Raw genomic sequence first — 25245 nt, 5'->3', positions numbered from 1 at the left:
GTATTTGATGAGTCGCGACGTCGTGGTGACCGGCGGGGGCACGGGAATCGGGTACGCGGTGGCTTCCCGGTTCGCCCGGGACGGCGACCGCGTGACGATCACCGGCCGCCGGGAGGGCGTGCTCACCGAGGCCGCGGCCCTGCTGGGCGCCCGGGCGGTGGTCTTCGACGCGGCCGATTCCACCGCGGTCGCGAACGCGCTGGGCGAGCTGCCCGAAACCGTCGACGTACTGGTCAACAATGCGGGCGGGAACACCGATTTCCTCCGTGAGGACGACGCCGACCTGGCCTCGCTCGACCTCGCCTGGACCGCGAACTTCCGGGCCAACGTGTTCACCGCCGCGCTGATCACCTCGGGCCTGCGCGACCGGCTCGCCGACCACGGCCGCGTGATCACCATCGGCTCCATCGCCGCGCACACCGGCGGCGGCTCGTACGGCTGGGCGAAAGCGGCCGTCGAGGCGTGGAACACCGACGTCGGCCGCATGCTCGGCCCGCGCGGCATCACCGCGAACGTGGTGGCCCCCGGCCTGATCGTCGACACGGAGTTCTTCCACGGCAAGCTCACCGACGAGCGCCGCGCCCGCCTGGTCGGCAACACGATGACCAAGCGCGCCGGCGTCCCGGAGGATGTCGCGGACGTCGTGGCGTTCCTCGCGAGCCCCGCCGCCGGGCACGTGACCGGGCAGGTGGTGCACGTCAACGGGGGCGCGCACTCAGGTCGCTGAACCATCCAGATACGCGGAGGCGACGCGTTTCGGCACACACATCCGCCACGCGTCGAGGACCAGCTCGGCCATCTCGTCGGCCTCCAGCGCGGCGAGCCGCACGCGGACCCACTGGAAGCGCTCGTCGGAGGGCTCGGGCGGCAGGAACTTCTCCGGCTCGCCCGCGACCAGCGCGTCCCGCTGCTCTCGCGGGAAGGCGAAGCCCATGGTCGTCTCGTCGCGGGAGAAGGCCAGGTAGACGATCTGGCCGATGCGGAACTTCACCCGGTCCCGGACCAGCGCTTCGGTGCTGCGCGGCAGGGTCCGTGCGAGCTGGCGTACGTCGTCGATGGTCACCATCGGCAGACGCTAGCGCGGCTTCCCTGACATCTGCTGTCAGTGAAGCCGCTCATGACGGTGTCACGCGCAGCAGTTTGTCGTTGTCGCCGTTGGAGGTTGTCACGTAGAGCGCGCCGTCCGGGCCGCTGCGGACGCCGCGGAGGCGGCCGAACTTGTCGTCGAACTCCTTGGGCAGGGTCACGCTCGTGACGTTCGCGGCGGCGTCGAGGTGCAGTAGCAGGAGCTTCTGGCCCTTGAGCGCCGCGACGGCCAGCGCGCCGTTGTTCGCGCCCCACTGCTCGCCGGTGAGGAACGCGTCGCCGCTGGTCGCCTCGGTGATCGAGCCGGTGGTCCACAGTGGACTGATGGCGTCCGGGAACCGCTTCTTGTCCGTCATCGGCACGCTCTCGTCATACGAGGTGTCGGTGCCGCCCTTGGACGGGTCCCAGCCGTAGTTGCCGCCGCGCTGGATCAGGTTGACCTCGTCGTCGAACGCCGGCCCGTGCTCCGAGGTGATCACCTGCCTGGTGCCGGGGCGGATGGCGACGCCCTGGATGTTGCGGTGCCCGTACGTCCAGATCCGCCGCTCGTTCGGATCGGCCGAGGCGAAGAACGGGTTGTCCGGCAACGGTTCCCCGGTCTTGGCGTCGATCCGCAGCACCTTGCCGCCGAGCCGGTGCCGGTCCTGCGAGACCGCCGCGGTCGCGGTGTCGCCGGTGCCGACGAGCAGCGCGCCGTCCGGGGCCAGCGTCGGGCGGCAGCCGGAGTGGCGCCCGCTCGGGTTCACCGGCAGGCCGGTGAGCAGGTCGCGCGCCTTCACCGCGCTGGCGTCGTCCTCGGCCAGCCGCCAGGTGACCAGCCGGATGTCGACGGCCTTGCCGTTCTCCTGGTGCGTCTGGCAGGTGGTGAACTCGCGCGACGACGCGAAGTCCGCCGCCAGCACCAGGCCCATCAGCCCGCCCTCACCCTGGACGAGGACGTCGGAGAAGTCGGCGCGCACCTCGGTCGTCCGGCCGTCGCGCACCAGCGCGAGCCGGCCCGGGCGTTGCGTGACGAGCATGGCGCCGCCGGGCAGGAAGCCGATGTCCCAGCCGTGCTCCAGCCCGCTCGCGATCTCTTCGACGTGGAAGCCGCCGGCCGCCGGCGTGGTGGTGGTGGCCGGCGGCGTCTGGGCGTTGCCCGGCGGGCTGGAGCAGGCCGCGGTGAGCACCACCAACGTCGCGAACAGGGCTGGCACGGAGAGGCGCATGGGCCCAGCATGCCGGACAAACCGGAAAGATCGCCGGATCAGCCGCCCGGACGGACCAGCCCGGACTCGTAGGCGAAGACCACGGCGTGCACCCGGTCGCGCAGGCCGAGCTTGGCCAGCACCCGTCCGACATGCGTTTTCACGGTCGTCTCGCCGATGAAGAGCTGGCCGGCGATCTCGCCGTTCGACAGCCCGCGCGCGACCAGGCCGAGCACGTCCTTCTCCCGCTCGGTCAGCGCGGCGAGCTTCCCGGCGCCGTCGTGCGCGTGGTCGTGAGCGAGATAGCGGTCGAGCAGCCGGCGCGTGACGGACGGCGACACCATCGCGTCGCCGCGCAGGACCCCGCGCACGGCCACCAGCATCTCCTCGGCGGGCGCGTCCTTCACCAGGAACCCGCTCGCCCCGGCGCGCAGCGCGGAATAGGCGTACTCGTCGAGGTCGAACGTGGTGATCACCAGCACCCGGACCTCGGGCAGCTCCGCGCAGATCCGCTCGGTGGCCGCGACGCCGTCGAGCACCGGCATCCGCACGTCCATCAGCACCAGGTCCGGCCGCAGCTCCCGTGCCAGCGCCACGGCTTCGGCCCCGTCCGCGGCCTCGCCGGCGACGTGCAGGTCCGGCTGGCTGTCGACGATCATCCGCAGCCCGACCCGCACCAGCTCCTGGTCGTCGCAGATCAGCACGGCGGTCACGACGCGTCCCCGATCCGCAGCGTCGCGCCCACGCGGTAGCCGCCGCCGGCGAGCGGGCCGGTTTCCAGCCGCCCGTGGTACAGCTCCACGCGCTGCGCCATGCCGGCCAGCCCGCGCCCGGCCGAGGGCAGCCCGGCGGCCACCGGCTCCCGGCCGCCGGTGTTGGTGACCTCGACGTGGATCTCGGCGCGGGTGAACGCGACGCGGACGTGGCCGGTGGCGTCGGGCGGGGCGTGTTTGAGCATGTTGGTCAATGCCTCCTGGACGATGCGGTACGCCTGCAGCGCGGCGCTCGCGGGGAGTTCGGCGGCCTCGCCGGTCACCTCGAGCGTGACTTCGCGGCCGCACTGGTCGACGAGGGCCTGCAGCTCCGCGACGGTCGGCTGGGGACTGCGCACGGGCTCGCCGGCGTGCATGACCTCCAGCAGCCGCCGCAGTTCCGCGAGCGCGCCCCGGCCGGTGCGCCCGATCGTGTCGAGCGTCCGGTCGACGGCGTCGGGATCCTGGTGCCGGGCCAGTTTCGCGCCTTCGGCGTTCAGCACGATCACGCTCATGCTGTGGGCCAGCACGTCGTGCAGCTCGCGCGCGATCCGCGTGCGCTCTTCGGCGACGGCGGCGCGCGCCTGGGCCTCCTGCTCCGAAGCGGCCAGCCCGGCGCGCAGCGACTCCTCGCGGGTCAGCTGGTCCCGCGCGCGGAAGAACTCGCCGAGCGCCCAGGCCGCGATGTACAGCGGGATCACGCCGATGATGGACAGCGTCGGGTTCTGCGTGTCGACGCCCCAGGTGAAGCCCCACATCCAGTCGAGCCCGGCCATGCCGGCCGCGATCACCACGGCGAACCGGCGGTCGCCGTTCTTCACCAGCGTGAACAGCACGACGGCCATGGCCAGCTCGCTGCGCCCGCGGTCGTAGGCCCACACTTCGTTCGTGTAGACCGCGACCACGCCTGCGATGACGAGCACGGCCGCCGTCCGCGGGAAGCGGCGGCGGGCCAGCAGCGGGAGCAGGAACAGCAGCGGGATCGCCCGGAACGACCAGCTTTCGTGCGAGGCGGCGTTGGGCGCCAGGAGCACGAAGACGCCGTACAGCGGCAGATCCACCATCCATCGCTGCTTGCGCGCCCACACCACCAGCCGTTCCACGGTCCGAACCTAACGCGCGGGGGTCCTCCGGCGCGTCCTCCCGCGGTACCGCCGGGGTCGTCCGACAGGACGATCCGGCCGGGCCGCTCGGCCGATTCGCGGCGACGGGAGCGGTTCCTAGCTTCGGGGATGTCGATCACCAGGGAGTTCCTCCGCCGTCCGATGGTCACCGGCGCGGTCGCCGCCAGCTCGCCGCGGCTGGCCGAGGTCATGACGGCCGGCCTCGGCCTCGAGCGCGCGGCGAACGTCGTCGAACTCGGGCCGGGCACGGGCGTGTTCACCGAAGCCGTCCTCGCTCTGCTTCGCCCCGACGCGCGCTTCACGGCTGTCGAGATCAACCCGCGTCTCGTGTCTTCGCTTCGGGCGCGCTTCCCCTCGCTGGACGTGGTGGAGGGTTCGGCCGAGCACCTCGCCTCGTTCGCCGTGCCGCCGGTCGACGTCATCGTCTCGGGCCTGCCCTGGACGGCGATGTCCGCCGCCCGCCGGCTTTCGGTGCTGAGCGCGGTGCACGGCGCGCTTTCGCCGCACGGTCGCTTCACCACCTTCGCGTACGCGCACACCGCGTGGACGCCCCCGGCCCGCCACTTCGCCCGCTTGCTGCGAAATCGCTTCGCCGTTGTCGAGCGGACGCCCGTGGTGTGGCGCAACCTGCCACCCGCGTACGTCTACCGCGTGGCCTTGCCGGTGTTCTCGGGAAGGATCAGCCGTGACGAACCTGCTGCGGCTGCTTCTTGACGCGCCGGCGCCGCTGGTCTACCTGGTCTGCGCGCTGCTGATCACGGCCGAGACGGCGCTGCTGCCGGGGATCGTGCTGCCGACGCTGTCCACCTTGCTGCTCATGGGTTTCCTCGTGCAGCGCGGCTCGCTCTCGTGGTGGCTGGCGCTGCCCGTCGCGGTGACCGCCGCGGTGGCCGGCGACCAGCTCGCCTACCTGGAGGGACGGCTGTGGGGGCCGCGGCTGCGCGCCTCCCGGTTCGGCCGCCGGATCGGCGCGGCCCGGTGGGACCGGGCCGAGGCCGTCGTCGCGCGCTACGGCGTGCCGGCTGTGGTGGCGGGCCGGTGCCTGGCCGGGGTGCGGACGCTGGTGCCGCGGGTGGCCGGCTCGGCGGGGTTGCCGTACGGCCGGTTCTTCGCCGGCAGCCTGTGCGCCGCGGTGCTCTGGGCCGGGACCGAGCTGGCGGTCGGCCGGCTCACCGGCTGGGCCGCGCCGTGAGCCGGGCTTCACCGGCCGAAGTGGACAGTCGCATTCGGACGGTGAAGCCGCGGCTTCCGCTCAGACGGTCGCCACGCCGGTGGCCGGCGAGCCGACGGCGCCGGGCAGCCGCAACGGGGGCGCGGTCATCAGGAACCGGGACCGCCCGTGCTCCCGCAGCCAGCTGTTCAGGCCGCTCAGGTACCACATCTCCCCGAGCGGGATGCCTTGTTTGAACAGGCAGTGCTGGTGCAGCGGGAGGGCGTGCTCCGCACCGGCCGCCGGTTCGAGGCTGAACGACTCGACGGCGACGTTGTCGGCCACGATCGCCGCCACGCCGCTGTCGGTGATCCACTGCAGCAGCCGCTCGTCGCCGCCGTCGAGCGCGGCGCAGCTGGTGCTCATCGCCTGCTGGGTCAGGTTCTCGCCGAGCTCCAGGATGACCTCGGCCAGGCCGGTGTGCAGGCACAGGATGTCGCCGGTCTCGACGGTGACGTCCTGCTCGTCCATGATCTCCGCGAGCATTTCGTACCCGACGAGGACGCGCTCGCGGCCGATCGCGCGCTCCAGGTCGACCATGACGCCGCGGCCCTGCACTGCGGTCTGGGCCATGGTCTCGATGCCGAGCGCGCCGGCGCGGGGCACCACCGAGCCGGCCGGATCGCCGATGATGTCCGTTCCGGCGCGATAGCCGTTGTAATAGGAGATGACCGGCTCGCCGGTGCCGTCGAGGTCGAACACGGCGCCCGCGTGCGCCAGCGAATCCCACTGCGTCGAGTACTGCAGGTGGATGACCGCGTAGTCGTCGTTGACCACGTCGGTGACCTGCGGCAGGAAGCGGTTGTTGTGCCCGAGCGCGGTGCTGGCCAGGGTCGGCGGCTTGCGGGGGCCGTGCGCGTACTCGCCCTTGGGGAAGTCGAGCGGCAGGCTCAGCGGGAAGGCGATGCCCTCGCGGACTTCGGCCACCGCGGCCCGGCGGCGCTCGGGCGTGATCAGGTTGAGCCGGCCGATCTGGTCGTCTTCGCCGAAATCGCCCCAGTTCGAGCCGGCGGGACGGTTCTTCCAGCGCTTCATCGTGTTCCTCCGGATTCCGACACGCGAATAGTTTTCAGTTGTTGATCTCTCTTGTATACCGTCGCGCGTTCGTGCCACTGACAGTTCCGCTGCGTGAACGCGGCCGGGCGCCGGCGTCGCGAGCGGCCCACTCGTGCGGGGAGCGGCATCTTGTCGGTGCCGGCACGTAGTCTGGGACCGTGACCGACGCTCCACTGTCCGGACTCCTCCAAGCCATCCTTCCCGACCCGGCCCTTCGCGGGGTCGTCGAGCGGGCGGGCGCCCCGTTGCTCGAACTGCAGGGCCCCGTCGCCGCGCGCCAGCTGGTCGCCGCGGCCCTCGCCGAAGAACCCGAAGCGGGCGGCGGCGGCCGTCCTGTGCTCGTGGTCACCGCCACCGGGCGGGAGGCCGACGAGCTGACCACCGCGCTGTCGGCGCTGCTCGGCCGCGAGCGGGTCGCCGACTTCCCGTCGTGGGAAACGCTGCCCCACGAACGCCTCTCGCCGCGCGCCGACACCGTCGGGCGCCGGCTGGAGGTGCTGCACCGCCTGCACACGGGCGAAGACGAGCTGCGGGTCGTCGTCTCGACCGTGCGCAGCCTGATCCAGCCGATGGCGCCCGGGCTCGGCTCGCTGGCGCCGGTCGACCTCGTGGTCGGCGAGGAGCAGAGCTTCGAAGACCTGCTGGAGCGCCTGGTCGAGCTGGCGTACACCCGGGTCGACATGGTCGAGAAGCGCGGCGAGTTCGCGGTGCGCGGCGGCATCCTCGACCTGTTCGGGCCCACCGCGCAGCACCCGGTCCGGATCGAGTTCTGGGGCGACGAGGTCAGCGAGATCCGCGCGTTCGCGGTGTCCGACCAGCGCTCGCTGCCCGGCGAGATCCAGCACGTCACCGCGCCGCCGTGCCGCGAGCTGCTGCTCACCGAAGCGGTCAAGGCGAAGGCCGCCGAGCTGGCGGGCACGTACGAGGCCGACGCGCACCTGGCCGAGATGCTCACCAAGCTCGCCGACGGCATCCCGGTGGAGGGCATGGAGGCGCTCATCCCGGTGCTCTGCGAGGACGAGCTGGAACTGCTCACCGACGCGATGCCCGTGGGCAGCCACGTGCTGCTGGCCGACCCGGAGAAGATCCGCGCCCGCGCCGCCGACCTGGTGCGCACCGGCCAGGAGTTCCTGGAGGCCTCCTGGACCACCGCCGCGGCGGGCGGCCAGGCGCCGATCGACCTCGGCGCGTCGGCCTACCGCGAGCTGACCGGGGTCGCCAAGCACGCGCAGGAGACCCGGCGCTCCTGGTGGACGATCACCCAGCTGACCACCGAGGACGCGGACGTGCTGCGCGTCGCCGTCGAGCCCGCGCCCGCGTACCGGGGCGAGCTGGAGCGCGCGATGACCGACCTGCGCGCGCACGTCGCGGCGGGCGGCACCGGTGTGCTCGTGGTCGCCGGGCAGGGCACCGCGAGCCGCGCCGTCGAGCAGCTGACCGGCGCCGAGGTCCCGGCCACGCTGGCCGGAGATGGCCTCACGGCGGTCCCGCGGGCCGGCGTCGTCACGGTCACCTGCGGCGGCCTGTCCGACGGCTTCGTGTCGCCGGAGCGGGCGCTCGTCGTGCTGTCGGAGGCCGACCTCACCGGCCGCGGCGCGAACGCCGGAACGTCCACAAAGGACCTCAACGCGAAGATGCCCTCGCGGCGGCGCAACGCGGTGGACCCGCTGGCGCTGCGGGCGGGCGATTACGTGGTGCACGAACAACACGGCATCGGTCGGTTCGTCGAGATGGTGCAGCGCACCGTCGCGGGGGCCACCCGCGAGTACCTGCTGCTGGAGTACGCCTCGTCGAAGCGCGGCCAGCCGGGCGACCGGCTCTTCGTGCCCACCGACCAGCTCGACGAGGTCTCGCGCTACGTCGGCGGCGAGCTGCCCACGCTGAACAAGCTGGGCGGCTCCGACTGGAAGAACACCAAGGCCAGGGCCAAGAAGGCGGTCAAGGAGATCGCGGCCGAGCTGGTCCAGCTGTACGCCGCTCGCCAGGCCGCGCCCGGCCACCCGTTCGGCCCGGACACGCCCTGGCAGCACGAGCTGGAGGACGCGTTCCCGTTCACCGAGACCAACGACCAGCTGGCCGCCATCGACGAGGTCAAGTCCGACATGGAGCGCGGCGTCCCGATGGACCGGGTGATCTGCGGCGACGTCGGCTACGGCAAGACCGAGATCGCCGTGCGCGCGGCGTTCAAGGCGGTGCAGGACGGCAAGCAGGTCGCCGTGCTGGTGCCCACCACGCTGCTCGCGCAGCAGCACCTGAACACCTTCGCCGAGCGCATGCAGTCGTTCCCGGTGACCATCAAGGGGCTCTCGCGGTTCACCAACAAGACCGAGTCCGACCTGGTGCTGGAACAGCTGGCCGAGGGTGAGGTCGACATCGTGATCGGCACGCACCGGCTGCTGCAGACCGGGATCCGGTACAAGGACCTCGGCCTGGTGATCGTCGACGAGGAGCAGCGGTTCGGCGTCGAGCACAAGGAGCACATCAAGGCGCTGCGCACGCACGTCGACGTGCTCACGATGTCCGCCACGCCGATCCCGCGCACGCTGGAGATGTCGCTGGCCGGCATCCGCGAGATGTCCACCATCCTGACCCCGCCGGAGGACCGGCACCCGATCCTCACGTACGTCGGCTCGTACGACGACAAGCAGGTCGGCGCCGCCGTCCGCCGCGAGCTGCTGCGCGACGGCCAGGTGTTCTACGTGCACAACCGGGTTTCGTCGATCGAGAAGGCCGCGCGGCGGATCCGCGAGCTGGTGCCCGAGGCGCGGGTGGTGACCGCCCACGGGCAGATGAACGAGGACAAGCTCGAGAAGATCATCCAGGGCTTCTGGGAGAACGAGTACGACGTGCTGGTGTGCACCACCATCGTCGAGACCGGGCTGGACATCTCCAACGCCAACACGCTGATCGTCGAGCGCGGAGACCTGCTCGGGCTCGCGCAGCTGCACCAGCTTCGCGGCCGCGTCGGGCGTGGCCGCGAGCGCGGGTACGCGTACTTCCTGTACCCGCCGGAAGCGCCGCTCACCGAGACGGCGCACGACCGGCTCGCCACCATCGCGCAGAACACCGAGCTGGGCGCGGGCATGGCCGTGGCGATGAAGGACCTGGAGATCCGCGGCGCAGGGAACATCCTGGGCGCGGAGCAGTCCGGCCACATCGCGGGCGTCGGGTTCGACCTGTACGTGCGGCTGGTCGGCGAGGCCGTGGACGCGTTCCGCCGGCACGCCGGCGCCGAGCCCGCGGAGGACGACGAACTGGCCGAGGTCCGCGTCGACCTCCCGGTGGACGCCCACATCCCGCACGACTACGTGCCGGGGGAGCGCCTGCGCCTGGAGGCCTACCGCAAGATCGCGGCGGCGCCGGACACCGCGGGCCTCGACGCGGTCCGCGAGGAACTCGTCGACCGCTACGGCCAGCCGCCCGCGCCGGTCACCCGCCTGCTCGCCGTGGCCGCCTTCCGCCACACCTGCCGCGCGGCCGGTGTCACGGAGGTCGCGGTGCAGGGCAACACGATCCGCTTCGCCCCGCTGCCGCTGGCCGACTCACAACTGGTCCGCCTCAAGCGCCTCTACCCCAAGGCGACGTACAAGGCGATCACGAACACCGTCTCGGTCCCGAAGCCGACCGAGGGCCCCGCGGGCGGCCGCATGGGCGCCCCGACACTGCGCGATGAACAACTACTGGAGTGGTGCGCCAAACTCCTGACCCACCTGACCAAAACCCCGGCCGCCGTTTGACGGGCGCGGAATGCTCGTGAGTGTTCATGACGGTTCTAACCGTCATGAACACTCACGAGCTCGGTGGTGGCCAACCGCATGAGGTGCTCCACCTCCGGGGTCGGCAGCGCGCCCGCGTCGGCCAACGGCTTCGGGCGGGGGACGCGCGGAACCTGGGCGCCCGAGCCGCCGCCGCGGCCCGGGTAGACGAGCAGGCCGCGGTCCGGGTCGGGGACCGCGTCCAGCGCGGCCGTCACCGCCGGGAGGGCTCGGAAGCGGTCGCGCCGATCCTCGCTGTCGAACTCGATCTCCAGCGTCACGCCCCAGCCGTGCACGTGCCACGTCCACTGCCCGGCGCCGTTGGTCAGCGCCGCTTCGGTCAAGTCGTCGCCGTGTGCGCGTTGCCAGGCCCGGGCCGGGAACGTGCCGTCGAGGACCTCAATCGACAACCAAGAGTCCATTTATCGACAATACCGCGCGGGCAACAAACACGGTGTTGCGTTTCGGGGGCGGGCGTATGAGAGGGTATGGCCTGTGATGCGGATCATGGGGCGCCCTCGCGCGCTGATCGCCGTTGTGGCCGGTGCGTTCCTGCTGTCGGGATGTGGTGCCGGGCCCAGTCAGGTGGGGGCCGCCGCGATCATCGACGGCCAGGTCACCTCCATCGACCAGGTGCAGGGCCTGCTGGACAAGGCGGTCCAGGAGCAGCCGTACGCCAAGCAGCTCGCGGCGCAGCACAAGCTCGACCTCGTCGGCCGGGAGATCGTGCGCCAGCAGCTGCTGCACGCGGTGGTCCTCAAGGCCGCGGCGAAGGAGAAGCTCACCGCCGACCAGGACGCGATCGGCGCGGCCATGCTCCAGGACCCGCTGGCCGGGCCGCTGCCGCAGGCCGCCACGCAGAACCAGGACTCCGCCGTCACTCAGCTGGTCTGGCGCGTGCGCGACCATCGCGAGGCGCTGACCGACCAGTACCTCGAGCAGAAGCTGGCGATCAAGTACCTGCCGACGCTCACGGTCGGCTTCGACTACACCACCGTCGGCGCGCCGAGCGCCGACGGCTCGGCGTCCTCGACCGACCCGGCCACCGCGCGCACCGACGCCATCGCCAAGGCGCGGCAGTTCGCTGCCGACCCGAAGGCCGTCCAGGGCGAGATCCAGAGCGGCGCGCAGGCCGGGGTCGAGGGCAACGTCGGCACGCAGGTGCCCGCGCTGTCCTCGCCGCAGGACGCCACGACGGTGCTGTTCGGCGTGCCCGCCAACACCGTGATCGCGTTCCAGCCCAACGCGGCGAGCAACCCGACCTGGGTCGTCGCGGTCGTGCGCCAGCGCGCCACCGACAAGCCCGTCGCCACCGACCAGGCTCAGCAGCCGACGCCGGACCAGCTCGGCGGCATCGGCATCCGGCTGCTCCAGCCGTACGTCGGCGACGTCGACTACCGCATCAACCCGCGCTACGGCGTGTGGGACTCGGTGGGCATGGGCCTCGCGCCGAACGCCAACGCCACCAAGGGGCTCGTGCTGCCGGTGCAGGGTGCCGCTCCGGCCAAGCAGTGACCGGCTCTGTTGTCGTAGTCGCCCGAGGGGCGACGCTCCCGGCCGCCGCGGTTCCGCTCTTGCGCACCGCGGCGGCGGTGTACGCGGGGTCGGACGTGGACGCCGCCGCGTTCGGCCTGCCGCCGGTCACCGAAGCGCCGTCCCTGCGCGACATCGTGCTCGTGGTCGGCTCCCTCGCCGAGCCGACGGCCGTCGCTTTGACCAAGTCCGGAGCGCGAGTGCTCCAGGCACCGGCCGATCCGCTTGTCGAGGCCGTGCTGGTGATGGACCGGCTGCGCTCGCCCGGTGGCTGCCCGTGGGACGGGGTGCAGACGCACGATTCGATGCGCAAGTACCTGGTCGAGGAGACCTACGAGCTGCTCGAGGCCATCGAGGAGAACGACCGCGCGGCCCTGCGCGAAGAACTCGGCGACGTGCTGTTGCAGGTGCTCTTCCACGCGCGGGTGGCCGCCGAAGACCCGCATGACCCGTTCACGATCGACGACGTGGCGGGCGAGCTCGTCGCCAAGCTCGTCGGCCGTCACCCCAACGTCTTCGGCGACGCCGGCCAGGTGGCCACGGCCGAGCACCAGGAGCTGAAGTGGGAAGAGCTCAAGCAGGCCGAGAAACAGCGTAAGTCCATTGTGGACGGCGTGGCGCTCGGCCAGCCCGCGGCCGCGCTCGCCGGGAAGCTCGGCCAGCGCAGCGGCCGCGCCGGCGTCCCGCTGGACCTGTTCCCCGGCGGCGCCGACGCCGCGTCCCAGCTCTTCCGCACGGCGGCCACGGCGCGCCGCGCGGGCATCGACCCCGAGGGTGATCTGCGGGCGGTCGCGAAGCAGTTCGCGCGCGACATCCGCGCCGCCGAGGACGCCGCTCGCGCCGAGGGCGTCGAGCCCGCCACGCTCGAAGCCGATGGCTGGCGCAAGTTCTGGCCGTCGGCCTGACCTGAGCGTCCGCGCGGGTGTGTCCACCACCCGTCTCAACGGATGATCGAGAAACGCGATCTGCTGCGCTTTCCGTCGTCCGTGACAATCGATCAAAACACCGACGAATTCGTTCTGCCCGGCTGGCAGACTCGCTGATGGCGCTCGGAAGTATTCGCGCCGAGCGGTAAATGTCCTGTCCGAAAAGAATCGAATTGGGTGTGATCACCATGGAGCAGAACGCTCCGATCGTGGAAGACCTGTCCATCGAGGAGCTCAACGACGTGGCGGCGGCCGACTGTGCCGGCACCGCCTCGACCGCGAGCACGCCGGTCAGCACCGCGGCCTGCATCGGCTGCGCCAGCGTCTGATCCGGCTTTTTCTGCATTACCTTTCCGCAGTAATTCGGGTAAACACATTTCTGAGGGGAAAGACATGACTCCGGAAAACCTGAACACGACCGATCTGCCGATCGAGGACCTGACGGTGGAAGAGCTCTCGGAGGTGGGTGGCGCGGCCACCGCCAGCACCGCCGGCACCATCAGCACCCCGGCCACGGTCGGCACCGCGGCCTGCCTGGGCGGCTGATTTTCACGGTCTTCGCACCGCGAGAACTGAGGTAGCTACCGGTGTGTGCCGGCCGGCCGGCACACACCGGTATCGCCCGAGAGCTGGGGGAATGGACATGGACGAGCTGACGAAGGCGACGCTGCGGTTCATCGGCGATCCGAAGTCGCAGCCGGTGGGGGACAACGGGTTGTTCGCGCGGCTGGCGCAGGAGAAGCCGGTGATCCACGCGGGCAGCGTGTGGATCGTTTCGCGGCACGACCTGGTGAGCCGGATCGCCCGGCACCCCGCGGGCGCGCTGCGGATGCCGGACGAGTGGTCCGCGACGCGGCACCTGGACGAGGCGACCAGCCGGGTGCTCGACGGCCTGCTGCCGATCCAGCCGCCCGCCGACCACCAGCGGCTGCGGCGGCTCGTGGCCGGGCAGTTCAGCGCCAAGTCCGTGGCCGGGTTGCGGGGAGCGGTCCAGGAGATCGTCGCCGAGCTGCTCACGGAACCCTTGCGTCACGGCGAATGCGAGTTCGTCGGTGACGTGTGCGGCCCGTTGCCGGTGTACACCACGGCCGCGTTGCTGGGGCTGCCGCCCGCCGACCGGCACCAGGTGCTGGGCTGGGCGAGCGCGATCAACAGCGCGGTGGTGAACGAGGTGACCGGACGGCTCGGCGGACGCTACGGCGAGCCGGGCTCGGCCGCCGCGACCGGCCTCGCCGAAGTGGTGGGCTACATCAACGACCTCGCCGCCCGTCGCGGCGACGGCACCGACCTGATCTCCCGGCTCGCGCGCGCTTCGTCCGAAGAGGACGGACGGCTCACGCACGACGAGCTGGTCTCGATGGTCCTGATGCTCTTCATGACGGGCATCGACACCGTGGGCAGCGCGCTCGCGAACGTCGTGCTCGCGCTGCGCAAGCACCCGGACGCCTGGCGGCGCGTGGTCGCCGATCCCACGCTGGCGGCCGCCGCATATGTGGAGGGCATCCGCCTGCACCCGCCGTTGCCACTGATGAGCCGCATCGCGGAGGACGACCTCGACCTCGACGGCGTGACCATCCCGCGCGGCAGCACGGTGTTGCTGATGTACGGCGCGGCGAACCTCGACCCGGCGGTGTTCACGCGCCCGCTGGAGTTCGACCTGGACCGCACGGAGTCGCGGCACCTCGCGTTCGGCCACGGTCCGCACTACTGCCTCGGCGCCAGCCTGGCCGTGCTGCAGGGTGAAACCGTGCTGGCGGCGCTGGCCGCCTACGCGCCGGACTTCCGGCTGGCCGACCAGGACATCCGCCGTCGTGACGAGATGGCGTTCCACAGCCCGGCGTCGCTGCGGCTGCTGCTGCCCGAGACCGTTGCGGCGCCTAGGGTTCCGGCTGTCGCGGCTTCGGCCGGGTCCTGCCCGTTCGGGGCGGGTGGCCACTCGTGAGGTCCGGCGCGACGCCCGTCATCGGGCAGGTGGAGGAGGCCGACTGCGGTCCCGCCTGCCTGGGCATCCTGCTCGCGCACCGCGGCACGCCGGTCCCCGCCGCGCAGCTGCGGGCGGAATGCGGCGTCTCGCGCGACGGCACCACGGCGGCCGACCTGCTCCGGGTCGGGGCCGGCCACGGGCTCACCGGACGCGGCCTGCGAATTCGTGAGGGCGACCCGTTTCCCGCGTTACGGGCGCTGCCACTGCCGGCCATCGTTCTGTTGCACGGCAACCACTTTGCGGTTCTCGAAACGGTTGACGCCGGCGCCCTGGTCAACGATCCTGCCCGCGGCCGGGATCGGCGCACCAGTGCCCAGTTCCGGGCCGAGTTCAGTGGCATCGTGCTGACTTTCACCTCTGCCGCGCCCGCTGCGACGGCCGCGTCACCGCGCCGGTCGACCCTGCGGACCTGCGCGCGGTGGCTCGCCGAGGTCCGGGGTCGCGTAACCGCGGCGGCCGCCGCCGGTCTCGGCCTCGGCCTGGTGACCAGTGTTGCGGCCCTGCTCGTCGACGGTGTTGTCGCCGGACGGCTGAGTTCCGGCGTCGCCGTGGCCGCGCTGATCGTCGCGGCGCTCGCGGCCGCCGCGCTGGCGTACGGGCAGCGGTGGCTGGCCGGCGAGGTCCACGACGTGGTGGCCGGACGGCGGAAGCGGGCGGTGCTGGGCAAGCTGCTGACGGTGCCCGCGTCGTTCCTCGGCCGTCGTTCGAACGCGGCGCTGGGGGCGCAGGTGCGGTTCGCCGAGACCTCGGCGGTCCTGCTCGCGCACCGGGTGGTGCCGCTGCTGGCCAGTGCGGCGTTCCTGGTGCCGGTGGCCGTGGTGCTCGGGTGGCTTTCCTGGCCGGCCCTGCTGATCGGCGTCGTCGGAGCGGGCCTCGCGGCGGTGCTGCGGGCGATCGGACAGCGTCGTTCGGCGGTGTCGCGGCGGCTGTTCGTCGGGGAGCTGACCCGCCGCAACGGGATCGCGCGCGCCGCGTTCGCCCGGCTCGACGCGGTGCACGCCGAGCAGTCGGAACCGGACCTGTTCGCGGAATTCGCCGAGATCCAGGGCGAAGAGCTGGCCGCGCGCCGCCGCGCCGCGGACCGCGCGCGGGCCTGGACCTCGGTGGCGACGGGCGTGGAACTCGCGGCGGTCGCCGGTGCGGTCGGTCAGGCTGCGGCTCTGGTCGCGCTTGCCCCGTTCCTCATCAACGCCCGTGCGGTGCTGGAACACCTCGGCGGCCTGCCCGAACTGATCGCCCGGACGAACGTGCTGGACGACCTGGACGAAGCCGCCCCGCATCCGCGTTTCGCCGCTGAAGCCGGTTCTTGTGGATCCACAATGGACGGACAAGTCGACCTGGTCGACGTCGGTTTCGGCTACTCGCCCCGCCGCCCGGTGCTGCGCGGGGTCACGGTGAGCGTCCCCGCCGGCGGACGGCTGATGGTGACCGGTGCCGGCAAGTCGACCCTGTTGCGGCTGCTGGCCGGCGCGCTCGAGCCCACTGAGGGCGAGATCCGCCTCGGCGGCCGTACGCATGGCGAGATCCCGCGGGCCACACTGCGTGACGGGGTCGGGTACTTGCCGCAGGTCCCGTGGCTATTCCCCGGCACAGTGCACGAAAACCTCACGCTGTCCGACGACGACATCACCGACGCCCAGGTCAGCCGCGCCCTCGACGACGCGGGTCTCGCTGACCTGATCACCGGTCGTGGTGGCGCCCGCACCGCGTGGATCGCCGCGGGCGGCCGGAATTTCAGCGGCGGTGAACGCCGTCGTCTCGCCCTGGCAAGGGCCTTGCTCCGCGATCCGTCGATCCTGCTGCTCGACGAGCCGGACCTCATTGGGGACCCCCGCCTGGAGCGCTCCCTGGCTCGCCGCGGCGCGACCTTGGTGATCGCCTGTGGTTCTGTGCCGTCTGCTTTGGACACTCGGTGGCAGGTTCTGGAGCTGGGACCGGTCACGTCATGACCACCGTGGACCGTGAACCGACTGCCACGGACTCGTGGCCCGCTTGCCGTGAGGCGCTGCGGCCGTTGTTCGGCGAGGTGGCAGACGTGCCGAGCGGTCCCGATCCGGTGAAGGTGGCGGCCGAGGCGGTCGGCTGGCGGGCGGTGCGGGTTGCGCCCGGCAGCACCGTGGCCGGGACCGCGTTGGTGCTCGATGCTGCCGGCCGGGCCGTCCTGCTGCGGTCCGGCCGGCATCCGGAGCCGGCGGACGTCCGGGCGGTCTGGCACCTGTCCGCGAAGGATGTCGGCAGGCCCCGCGTTCCGGTCGCGGTGGTGGTTACCGGGTTGCTGGCCGCGCTGATCAGCTGTGGCTCCTCGGTGCTGGCGGTGCGGTACGGCTGGCTGGCGCCCGCGTTGGCCGTGGTGCCGATCATTCTGCTGCTGGGCCTGCGTGACCGGCTCGCCACCGACGCCCAGCATCGGCTGCAGGCGACGCTGGAACCCTCGCTCTGGGGTCTGCTGCTCGACCCGGCCCGGACCGGATTGCGTGCCACGGAGCCAGAACTGCGCGCGGCCGGGACCACCGTGGTTTCCCGGCTGCGCACGCTCGTAGCCGCCGCGGCGCTCGACGCGCTGCTCGTGACGGCCATGGTCGCAGCGGCCTTCTTCGCGTTGCTGACCATCGGTGCCGGGACGGCTTGGGCGGTGCTCGCGGTCGCCGTCGCCGGGCTTGTGGTGCTGGCCCGGTCGGCTCGGGGCCCGGCCGCGGACCTGACCGGGGACGGGCTCGACCGGCTCCTCACCGGAATCGACGAGATCCACCTCTACGCCGCCGAACGCCGGATGCTCGCCCGGCTCCTCCCGGAACGCACCGCCGCCAGGCCCGAACCGCGGTCGGCCGCGCTCGCGGCGGCGATCCCCTTGCTCTTGCTCGCCACCGTTCTCGGGACCGCGCACGCGGATGACCTCCTGGCCGCGTGCGCGGTCCTGGCCCAGCTCGTGCTGGTGCTGGGCCGCTCGGACAACACGGTCCGCTCGGTGTTCGCCGTCGGCGGGGAAGCCGTCCGGGGCATCCGCGCCTTGCTGACCGCGGCGAAGACCACTGAGGAACCCGATTTGGTCCCGCTCGGGTCCGGCACAGCGACCAATACACCCGCCGCGGAGCTGGTCCCGGGTGAGTTCGTCGTCATCACCGGCCCCTCCGGTTCCGGCAAGACCACTCTCCTCGACCGGCTCAGCGCAGCCGACCGCGACGGGACCGGTTACCTCCGGCAGGACGCCGACCTCCCGCGCGGCACCGTCCGCACCGTGGTGCTCGGCCGTTCCGCAGCCACCGACGAGCAAGCCTGGGACGCGCTCCGGAAAGCCGGCCTGGCCGACGTGCTCCGCGACCTTCCCATGGGTCTGTCCACTGTGGTCAGTGGCGGCGCCGGCGGGTTCTCCGCGAGCCAGCTCAAGCTCCTGCAACTCGCCCGGGCGTTCGCGCGCCGGCCGCGGGTGCTGCTGCTCGACGAGCCACCGGACGTGGTCGCCGACGCACTGCGCAGGCTGGAGGGCGTGACCAGGGTCGTCGTCAGCCGGTCCTCCCTGTTCCTCGACGTCGCCGACCGGGTGCTCGTGCTCGGCCACAGCGCGCCACCAAACAGCGCGCCACCCAACGACGTGCCAACGAACACCGAAACCCGCTGGGGGAGTTCATGAACAAAGTCATCCGGTTCAAGCGGTACCTGCGTGCCGAGGTCGTCGAGGGCGATGGGGTGTACCTGATCGCCGAGCGGTTCGGGCATGTTCGGCTGGCGGGCGGGCTGATGGAGCGGGCGACGCCGTTGCTCGCGGGCAAGCACACGCGCGCCGAGGTCGTCGACGCGCTGGCGGGGGAGTTCCCGGCCGCGCGGGTCGAGGCGGTGCTGGACAAGCTCGTCGCCGCGGGGCACGTCGCGGAGGTCGACGCCGGGGCCGACCAGCGCGCCGGCGGGTTCTGGGAGCTGCATTCCCTCGACGGTGACGCGGCGCTGGCCCGGGTCGCGGCGACGCCGATCGACGTGGTGCGGTTCGGCGATGTCTCCGACGAGGGGTTCGCCGAGGCGGCCGAGCAGGCCGGGCTCACCCTCGGTTCCGGCCCGTCCGCCCTCACCGTCGTGCTCGTCGACGACTACCTCAACCCCGGCATCGCGGACTTCAACCTCGACCGACTCGCCGACGGCCGCCCCTGGCTGCTCGCCAAGCCCACCGGCGGTCTGCTGTGGACCGGACCGGTGTTCGAACCGGGCACCACGGCCTGCTGGTGGTGCCTGGCCGCGCGGCTGTCTTCGAACCAGATGGTGCTGAACTACGTCAAGCAGCGCAACGGTCTCATCGCCCCGCCGGTGACCTCGCTCGCCGATCTCGAGACCACCCGGCAGCTCGGCCTGAGGCTCACCGCGGTGCAGACAGCAGCATGGCTGGCCACGGGCGAGCATCGTCCGAATGAGCACCACACCGAGGTCGTCACCTTCGACACCGTGACCATGGACAGCCGGCACCACCGCCTCACCCGCCGCCCGCAGTGCGCCGCCTGCGGCGACCGCGAGCTGCAGAGCCGGCTGCACCAGGCGCCGGTGCGGCTGACCAGCCGGCCCAAGGCGAAGATCACCGACGGCGGGCACCGCGCGAAGTCGCCGGAGAAGCTGCTCGCCGAGTTCGAGCCGCTGGTCAGCCCGATCACCGGCCCGGTGAAGCAGCTCGTCAAGCTGCCGTCCGATGTGGAGGGTCTGCACACCTACCAGGCGGGGCAGAACTTCGCCGTGCCGATGGGGCACGTGTCGGACCTGCGGGCCGGCCTGCGCAGCGCCGCGTCCGGCAAGGGCATGACCGACGTGCAGGCCCGGGCGTCGGCGATCGGCGAGGCCGTCGAGCGGTACAGCGGGCTCTACCGCGGTGACGAGGGCCGGATTTCCGCCACCTACCAAGAGCTCGGCCCGGAGCAGGCGTTCCAGCCGAACGAGCTGCACTTGTTCAGCGACGCCCAGTTCCGCGACCGGGCCGAGTGGAACGCACGCGATTCGCACTTCCAGCGGGTCTGCGATCCGTTCGACCCGGCGGAGAAGATCGACTGGACGCCGGTGTGGTCGCTGACGCACGAGCGCACCAAGTACTTCCCCACCGCCAGCCTGTTCTTCGGCTACCCGCTGCGGGCCGGAAACCGTTACAGCGGCGCGGATTCCAACGGCAACGCCGCCGGGACCTGCCTCGAGGACGCGATCGTCCAGGGCTTCATGGAGCTGGTGGAACGCGACAGCGTCGCGCTCTGGTGGTACAACATGCTCCGCCGTCCGGCGATCGACCTGGCCAGTTTCGGCGACCCGTACTTCGACACCTGGCAGCGGAGCTATCGCGCGGCGAACCGCGAGGCGTGGGCGCTCGACCTCACCACCGACCTCGGCATCCCCACCGTGGTCACGGTTTCCCGCCGGATCGACAAGCCGGTGGAGGACCTGCTGATCGCGTTCGGCGCGCACTTCGACATCAAGATCGCCATCTCCCGCGCGATGACGGAGATGAACCAGTTCCTGCCCGCCGTGATCGGCGCGAAGGACGGAGCCGAGGAGTACGCCTTCCCCGACCCGGAGCAGCACCGCTGGTGGCGCACGGCGACGCTGGCGAACCAGCCGTACCTGCGTCCGCTCGACGGGCCGGCGCGCACCGCCGCCGACTACACCGACCACAGCACCGACGACCTGGCCGAGGACGTCCGGCTCGCGCAGCGGACCGTCGAGCGGGCCGGGTTGGAGATGCTGGTGCTCGACCAGACCCGGCCGGACATCGGCCTGCCCGTGGTGAAGGTGCTGGTGCCCGGCCTGCGCCACTTCTGGACGCGGTACGCGCCCGGCCGGCTCTACGACGTGCCCGTGCGGATGGGCTGGCTGGCCGAGCCCACCGCCGAAGCCGCGCTCAACCCGACCGCGATGTTCCTGTGAGGAGCCCAGCCATGACCACGATCGACCACCCCCGCCCCGCCACCCGGCTCGGCCTGCGCTCCGACGTCCGGATCGACGAGCACGACGGCACCCTCCGGCTGCTCAGCCGGGTCGGCTCGTTCGCGCTGCACGGCGCCACCCCGGAGGTGACGCGGGCGCTGCGCGAGCTGGCGGTCACCCCGCGCGCCGACCTCGGCCTGCCCGAAACGGAGCCACGCCAGCTGCGGCAGATCGTGGAGCGCGCGAAGCAGCTCTTCGTCCGCTTCGTCGAGTCCGACGGCCGGGTCCTGGTCCGGATCGAGGCGACCAGTCGCGTCAGCGCGTACGAGCCGGCGGTCGTGCCAGCGGACGCCCGGCTGCGGCTGTCGAAGTTCGCCCTGCTGCGCACTCTGGACAACGAGCTGGTGTTGGAGTCCCCCTTGGTCCAGCACCGGGTGACGCTCGTCGACCCGGCCGCGACCGCCGTCGTCGCGCGGCTCGGCACCGAGGGCACGGCCGCGGACCTGGGCGGCCTGCTGCCCGAGGACGCCACGGCGGAACTGGTCGGGCACCTCGTCGGCGCGGGTTTTGTCGAGCGGGGCACGGCCGCGGGTTTCCCGTCCGACACCGAAGCGGTGCTGCGCCAGTGGGACTTCCACGACCTGCTCAGCCACTCGCGGGCCCGCAGCGGCCGGTTCGACCAGCCGTTCGGCGGGATTTTCCCGTACCTGGGCGAAATCGAGCCGCGTCCGGCGATCAAGCCGGTGCCGGACGGGCCGTCGATCGAGCTGTACCGGCCGGAGCTGGACGACGTGCTCGCCACCGACCCGTCGCTCACCGCCGTGCTGGAGGCCCGCACCTCGGTCCGCCAGTACGGGGAAAAGCCTTTGACAGCAAGGCAGATCGGCGAATGGCTCTACCGGACCGCGCGGGTTCGGGCGGTGTACGGGCCCACTCCCAACGCGCCGTACGAGGCGAGCACCCGGCCGTACCCGTGCGGTGGCGCGGCGTACGAGCTGGAGCTGTACCTCACCGTGCAGCGCTGCGACGGCATCGAGCCCGGCATCTACTACTACGACCCGGTGGGCCACCGGCTGGTGCTGGTCAACGACGGGGCGGCCGACCGGGAGGCCCTGCTCCAGACCGCTTCGATCGCGACCGCGCTGCAGGCCGACCCGGACGTGCTGGTGACGATGACGTCGAGGTTCCAGCGGCTCTCGTGGAAGTACCGCGCCATCGCGTATTCCGTGAGCCTCAAGCACGCCGGGGTGCTGTACCAGACGATGTACCTGGTGGCGACCGCGATGGGGCTGGCGCCGTGCGGCCTCGGCAGCGGCGACTCCGACCTCGCGGCCCGCGCGTTCGGCCTCGACTACCTGACCGAGTCCAGCGTCGGCGACTTCATCCTCGGCAGCCGCCCGGTGCCGGCCGCGGACGCGCCGCCGCGCCCGCTGCCCGAGAGCTGGCAGGCGGTGAACGACCCCGGGTGGGCGTCGAGCGCGTACTCGCTGCTGCGTGAACGGCACTGGACCTCGTCGTGATCCCCGACGTCGGAACGCTGGCCGCCGCGGCGTCCCGGCCGGTGGTCGCCCCGGTGACCGTCGTCCGGGTGGCCGGGCTGCCGGTGTCGGCGGTCGACGACCTCGCCGCGCCCGACACCGTGGCCGCGCTGCGTGAGGCCGCGGAGCACGAGCGGGCGGCGGCCGCGCTGGCCGGGCCGCTCGGGGATCGGCTCTACGAGCTGGTGCCCCAGCTGGACAAACCGCTGCGGCGGGCCGTGGTGAAGCTGCGCCGTGACGTCCACAATGGACGACCGGTGCCGGTGCCCGCCGGACTGCCGCCCGCGGTTGCCGCGGAGGTGACCCGGTGGGCCGAGCTGGTGCGGTGCGCCCAGGCCCGGCGCACCGCGGCCGGTGCGGACTTCGCGGTGGAGACCGCGCGGGCGGCCAAGGCGATGCGTGGCCACCTCGGCGCGCCGGAAGTCGCGAGCGGGCTGGCGCTGGCGAGCCCGGAGTTCACCGGACGGCTGCTCGCCGCCCCGCTCGACGACGCCCCGTCGGCCCGCTCGGTCCGCAGCGCGACCGCTTACCTCACCCGGATCGCACTGAAGACCAGCCCGTTCAGCTCGCTGACGACGGTCGGCATCCCGGACGGCGAGCCCGCGCGAGTCACCAGTTCGTCGCGGCCCCACGCTCTCGCCTTGTTGCTGGCCTGCTTGAAGGATCGCCGGCTCGCGGACCGGCTGACCGTCGCCGCCGTATCCGGGCTGCGAAAGGTCGACGACCGGTGGCTGGCCACCCTGCCCAGCCGCGCGGTCGTGCGCCGCACGCCGCTGCGAGTCGACGAGCTGGTCGGCTGCGGGCTGTACGACTGGCTGCTCGACGAGCTGCCCGACGGCCCGGTGCGGCTCGCCGAGTGCTTCCCGGACGAGCCCGGGCTGGCGCGCCGGCTCGCGGAAACCGGTCTGCTGCAACCGGTGCTGCCCTGGTCGATCCGGGCGCGGTCGGACTTCGCCGAGCTGGCGGCGTGGGCCGCGGAGCGGATCGGCGGCCCGTTCGCGACGGCGGCGGGGGAGCTGGCCGAACAGGAGCGGATCGTCGCCGCCGTATCGGAGCCGGCTCGCCGGGCCGCCGCGATCGGGTCGGCGCACCAGGCCGTCGTGGACGCGTTCGCGGCGCTGGACCAGCCCGCGCCGTCGTGGGCCGGTGAGCTGCCGCTGTTCCACGAAGCCGTGGCCGCGCCGCGGTGCCCGGACCGGCCGGCGACGGTGACCGAGGACCTCGCGGAGATCGGCCGCACGCTTGTCCCGCACATCTGGCGCGACGGGCGGTACGCCGAATTGGTGCGCTGCTTCGTGCTTCGCCACGGCCGGGGCGCGGCGAACGTGCCGGTGCTCGACTTCCTCTACGCGTTCCTCCGCCGGTCCGATCCGGTCGCGCTGGCCGCGCTGCTGCCGGAGGTCGACCTCGCCGTCGCCCGGGACGCCGCCCGCCTGCAGGGCACCGGAACCCTGGCGAGCGCGAGCAACGCGGTGTTCTTCCAGGTCGCCGCCGGTTCCGCGGACGAGGTGGCCGCCGGGGCGCACCTCACCGTGGTCAACGCGGTGCACTCCGGCGGGCTCGGCCTGCTCGGCCGGTGGACGCCGGTGGCGGGCGGCCTGGACGAGCCGCTCGCCGGCTGGGCCCGGAGCCTGCACCCGGGCTGCCGGGTCTACCAGGTCACGCCGCAGGCCGACTGGGCCTCACTGCAGCGCCCGGCGCTCGGCCTGCCCGTGCTGCACCTCCCGGGCGACCTGCGCCACCCCGATTCCGGCGCCGGGCTGGACGGGATGACTCTCGCCCACGATCCGGCCAGTGACACCCTCCAGGTGTCCGATGTAGACGGTCCGGTGGCGTTCGCCTACACCGGCGCGGTGCCGCAGCACCTGCAACGCGGGGTCGCCGAACTCGTCGGCCTGCTGTCCAACCCGTGGCTGACGCTCGGCCGGGTCGACCGTGACCGGCGCGTGGCCGACGACGCGGACCCCGGCTACCAGCCCCGGCGGCAGCAGGGCCGGGTGGTCTGGGCCCGGGCGCGCTGGAGCTTCCCCGCCGACGCGGTGCCGAGGCCGGACCGCGGTGAGGCGCCGGTGGAGTTCTTCACCCGGCTGCGGGCCTGGCGCGAGGCCCACGGCCTGCCGGACGAGGTGTTCGTGACCGGGGTGGTCCGCTCCGGCGGCCGCGTCGACCGGCGCAAGCCGCAGTGGCTCGGCTTCGACCACCCGTTCCCGGTGTGGGCCGCGCTCGGCGCACCCGACCCGGACGTATCCACAGTGGACTTCACGGAGGCGCTGCCCGGCCGTCGTGGCCATTGGGTCCCGGGGCCTGGCGGCGAACCGGTCGCGACTGAGTTCCAGGGACTGGTGCGCCATGGCTGAATGGCTCTACTACCGCGTCCCGGTCGAACCGGCCGGGGCGGGCGAGCCGCTGCTGCGCACCGTGGTGGCCCCCGTCGTCGGGCAGTTGCGCGCGGAGGTGCCGGACCTGCGCTGGTTCTTCCTGAGGTTCCTCGACGCCACCGGCCTGCACGTGCGCTGGCGGCTGAGCGCCGGGCCCGCCGCGTTGAACCGCGTCGAGCAGGTTGTCGACGAAGCGCTGGCCGGCGCGTACAGCAAGCACGTCTACGAGCCGGAGATCGCAAAATTCGGCGACATGGCGGTCGCCGAACGACTCTTCCAGCTGAGCAGTGAAACTGCGCTGGAGCTGCTGGCCCGGCACCGCGACGGCAGCCGTTCGGGGCTCGCCGCCGCGTTGATGCTGGCCATGACCGCCGGCCTGCCCGAGCGGCAGCGCCCGGCTTTCCTGCACCAGTACGGCTGGTACTGGTCGGGCGGCCCGGCCCGGCGCCCGTGGACGGCGGCGCCGTGGACCTCGCTGGCCGACCCGCGGGTGCGCGCCAAGGCGGGCGGGCTGCTGGCCGAGGCGAACGCCGTGCTCGGCGGACCGTCCGGGGAACTGCTCCGCGGTTTCGCTCGGCAATTCTGGGCGGCGGCCGATTCGATGCCGCTGCGGTCGGGTTACTTTCAGCTTTTCCATCACCTGCACCTGGCCGGAAATCGTCTCGGGGTGTTCCCCGCGGCGGAGGCGGTGATCGCCCGACTGCTCTTCCTTTCGGCCGTTGACCAGCAGCTTCACCACCTGACACTTGTCACGTGAACCGGATGGAAAATGTCATCCGATACTCGTGTTCTCATCCACTGACGGAGGCTGGGCCATGGCCGGTAAATTCGAA

General features: G+C 72.3%; 21 protein-coding genes. 15 read left to right on the top strand and 6 right to left on the bottom strand.

Annotated features, from left to right (window positions below):
- Positions 1-7: 7 nt before the first annotated feature.
- Positions 8-727 carry an SDR family NAD(P)-dependent oxidoreductase gene (locus tag OG371_RS09115; RefSeq protein WP_329067512.1) on the top strand — a complete coding sequence of 240 codons (720 nt, stop codon included), beginning with the start codon at positions 8-10 and terminating at the stop codon, positions 725-727.
- Here OG371_RS09115 and OG371_RS09110 read toward each other — a convergent pair.
- The 4 genes from OG371_RS09110 to OG371_RS09095 are packed head-to-tail and all read right to left on the bottom strand — an operon-like array spanning position 716 to position 4128.
- Positions 716-1066 carry an MmcQ/YjbR family DNA-binding protein gene (locus tag OG371_RS09110; protein ID WP_329067510.1) on the bottom strand — a complete coding sequence of 117 codons (351 nt, stop codon included), beginning with the start codon at positions 1064-1066 and terminating at the stop codon, positions 716-718. The two genes, OG371_RS09115 and OG371_RS09110, sit on opposite strands and share 12 nt — an antisense overlap.
- 49 nt (positions 1067-1115) lie before the next feature.
- Positions 1116-2294: a PQQ-dependent sugar dehydrogenase gene (locus tag OG371_RS09105; RefSeq protein ID WP_329067508.1), complete on the bottom strand. Its 1179-nt coding sequence runs from the start codon at positions 2292-2294 to the stop codon at positions 1116-1118.
- A gap of 38 nt (positions 2295-2332) precedes the next feature.
- On the bottom strand, positions 2333-2986 hold the full coding sequence (locus OG371_RS09100) for a response regulator transcription factor (RefSeq protein ID WP_329067506.1): 654 nt from the start codon (positions 2984-2986) through the stop codon (positions 2333-2335).
- On the bottom strand, positions 2983-4128 hold the full coding sequence (locus OG371_RS09095) for a sensor histidine kinase (protein WP_329067504.1): 1146 nt from the start codon (positions 4126-4128) through the stop codon (positions 2983-2985). Before OG371_RS09095 ends, OG371_RS09100 begins: the two co-directional genes overlap by 4 nt.
- Positions 4129-4257: 129 nt before the next feature.
- On the opposite strand from OG371_RS09095, the gene OG371_RS09090 reads away from it, so the two are divergent.
- Positions 4258-4863, top strand: a complete 606-nt coding sequence (locus tag OG371_RS09090; RefSeq protein ID WP_329067501.1) for a class I SAM-dependent methyltransferase — start codon at positions 4258-4260, stop codon at positions 4861-4863.
- Positions 4835-5341, top strand: a complete 507-nt coding sequence (locus OG371_RS09085; protein ID WP_329067499.1) for a DedA family protein — start codon at positions 4835-4837, stop codon at positions 5339-5341. Before OG371_RS09090 ends, OG371_RS09085 begins: the two co-directional genes overlap by 29 nt.
- Positions 5342-5401: 60 nt before the next feature.
- Here OG371_RS09085 and OG371_RS09080 read toward each other — a convergent pair whose 3' ends face one another.
- The gene (locus tag OG371_RS09080; protein WP_329067498.1) at positions 5402-6394 is read right to left on the bottom strand and encodes a cyclase family protein; all 993 of its coding nucleotides are present in this window, start codon (positions 6392-6394) and stop codon (positions 5402-5404) included.
- A gap of 194 nt (positions 6395-6588) precedes the next feature.
- On the opposite strand from OG371_RS09080, the gene mfd reads away from it, so the two are divergent.
- A complete protein-coding gene (gene mfd / locus OG371_RS09075) occupies positions 6589-10152 on the top strand; it encodes a transcription-repair coupling factor (RefSeq protein WP_329072970.1) in 3564 nt (1187 codons plus the stop codon).
- A gap of 35 nt (positions 10153-10187) precedes the next feature.
- Here mfd and OG371_RS09070 read toward each other — a convergent pair whose 3' ends face one another.
- Positions 10188-10592 carry a hypothetical protein gene (locus OG371_RS09070; protein ID WP_329067496.1) on the bottom strand — a complete coding sequence of 135 codons (405 nt, stop codon included), beginning with the start codon at positions 10590-10592 and terminating at the stop codon, positions 10188-10190.
- Between the two features lie 85 nt (positions 10593-10677).
- Here OG371_RS09070 and OG371_RS09065 point away from each other — a divergent pair, with 85 nt between their 5' ends.
- The 11 genes from OG371_RS09065 (at position 10678) to OG371_RS09015 (ending at position 25169) form a co-directional block, all read left to right on the top strand.
- Positions 10678-11685 carry a hypothetical protein gene (locus tag OG371_RS09065; RefSeq protein WP_329067494.1) on the top strand — a complete coding sequence of 336 codons (1008 nt, stop codon included), beginning with the start codon at positions 10678-10680 and terminating at the stop codon, positions 11683-11685.
- Positions 11682-12608, top strand: a complete 927-nt coding sequence (locus tag OG371_RS09060; protein WP_329067491.1) for a MazG family protein — start codon at positions 11682-11684, stop codon at positions 12606-12608. The genes OG371_RS09065 and OG371_RS09060 overlap by 4 nt, the downstream gene beginning before the upstream one ends.
- Before the next feature lie 209 nt (positions 12609-12817).
- A complete protein-coding gene (locus OG371_RS09055; RefSeq protein WP_329067489.1) occupies positions 12818-12958 on the top strand; it encodes a thiocillin family RiPP in 141 nt (46 codons plus the stop codon).
- A 64-nt stretch (positions 12959-13022) separates the two neighbouring features.
- Complete coding sequence (locus tag OG371_RS09050) at positions 13023-13175, top strand: thiocillin family RiPP (RefSeq protein ID WP_329067487.1); 153 nt, start codon at positions 13023-13025, stop codon at positions 13173-13175.
- A 97-nt stretch (positions 13176-13272) separates the two neighbouring features.
- Positions 13273-14571 carry a cytochrome P450 gene (locus OG371_RS09045; RefSeq protein WP_329067485.1) on the top strand — a complete coding sequence of 433 codons (1299 nt, stop codon included), beginning with the start codon at positions 13273-13275 and terminating at the stop codon, positions 14569-14571.
- Entirely contained in the window at positions 14568-16562 is a 1995-nt protein-coding gene (locus OG371_RS09040) for an ATP-binding cassette domain-containing protein (RefSeq protein ID WP_329067483.1), read from the top strand. Before OG371_RS09045 ends, OG371_RS09040 begins: the two co-directional genes overlap by 4 nt.
- Positions 16559-18241 (top strand): ATP-binding cassette domain-containing protein, encoded by a 1683-nt coding sequence (locus tag OG371_RS09035; protein ID WP_329067480.1) that lies wholly within the window; start codon positions 16559-16561, stop codon positions 18239-18241. The genes OG371_RS09040 and OG371_RS09035 overlap by 4 nt, the downstream gene beginning before the upstream one ends.
- Positions 18238-20496, top strand: a complete 2259-nt coding sequence (locus OG371_RS09030) for a TOMM precursor leader peptide-binding protein (RefSeq protein WP_329067478.1) — start codon at positions 18238-18240, stop codon at positions 20494-20496. The genes OG371_RS09035 and OG371_RS09030 overlap by 4 nt, the downstream gene beginning before the upstream one ends.
- Positions 20497-20507: 11 nt before the next feature.
- On the top strand, positions 20508-22016 hold the full coding sequence (locus OG371_RS09025) for a SagB/ThcOx family dehydrogenase (protein ID WP_329067476.1): 1509 nt from the start codon (positions 20508-20510) through the stop codon (positions 22014-22016).
- Entirely contained in the window at positions 22013-24391 is a 2379-nt protein-coding gene (locus OG371_RS09020) for a hypothetical protein (RefSeq protein WP_329067474.1), read from the top strand. The genes OG371_RS09025 and OG371_RS09020 overlap by 4 nt, the downstream gene beginning before the upstream one ends.
- Positions 24384-25169: a thiopeptide-type bacteriocin biosynthesis protein gene (locus tag OG371_RS09015; protein WP_329067472.1), complete on the top strand. Its 786-nt coding sequence runs from the start codon at positions 24384-24386 to the stop codon at positions 25167-25169. Before OG371_RS09020 ends, OG371_RS09015 begins: the two co-directional genes overlap by 8 nt.
- Positions 25170-25245: the final 76 nt, after the last annotated feature.

This window comes from Amycolatopsis sp. NBC_01480 (assembly GCF_036227205.1).
Lineage (GTDB): Bacteria > Actinomycetota > Actinomycetes > Mycobacteriales > Pseudonocardiaceae > Amycolatopsis.
This window is presented reverse-complemented; position numbering and strand designations above follow the sequence as displayed.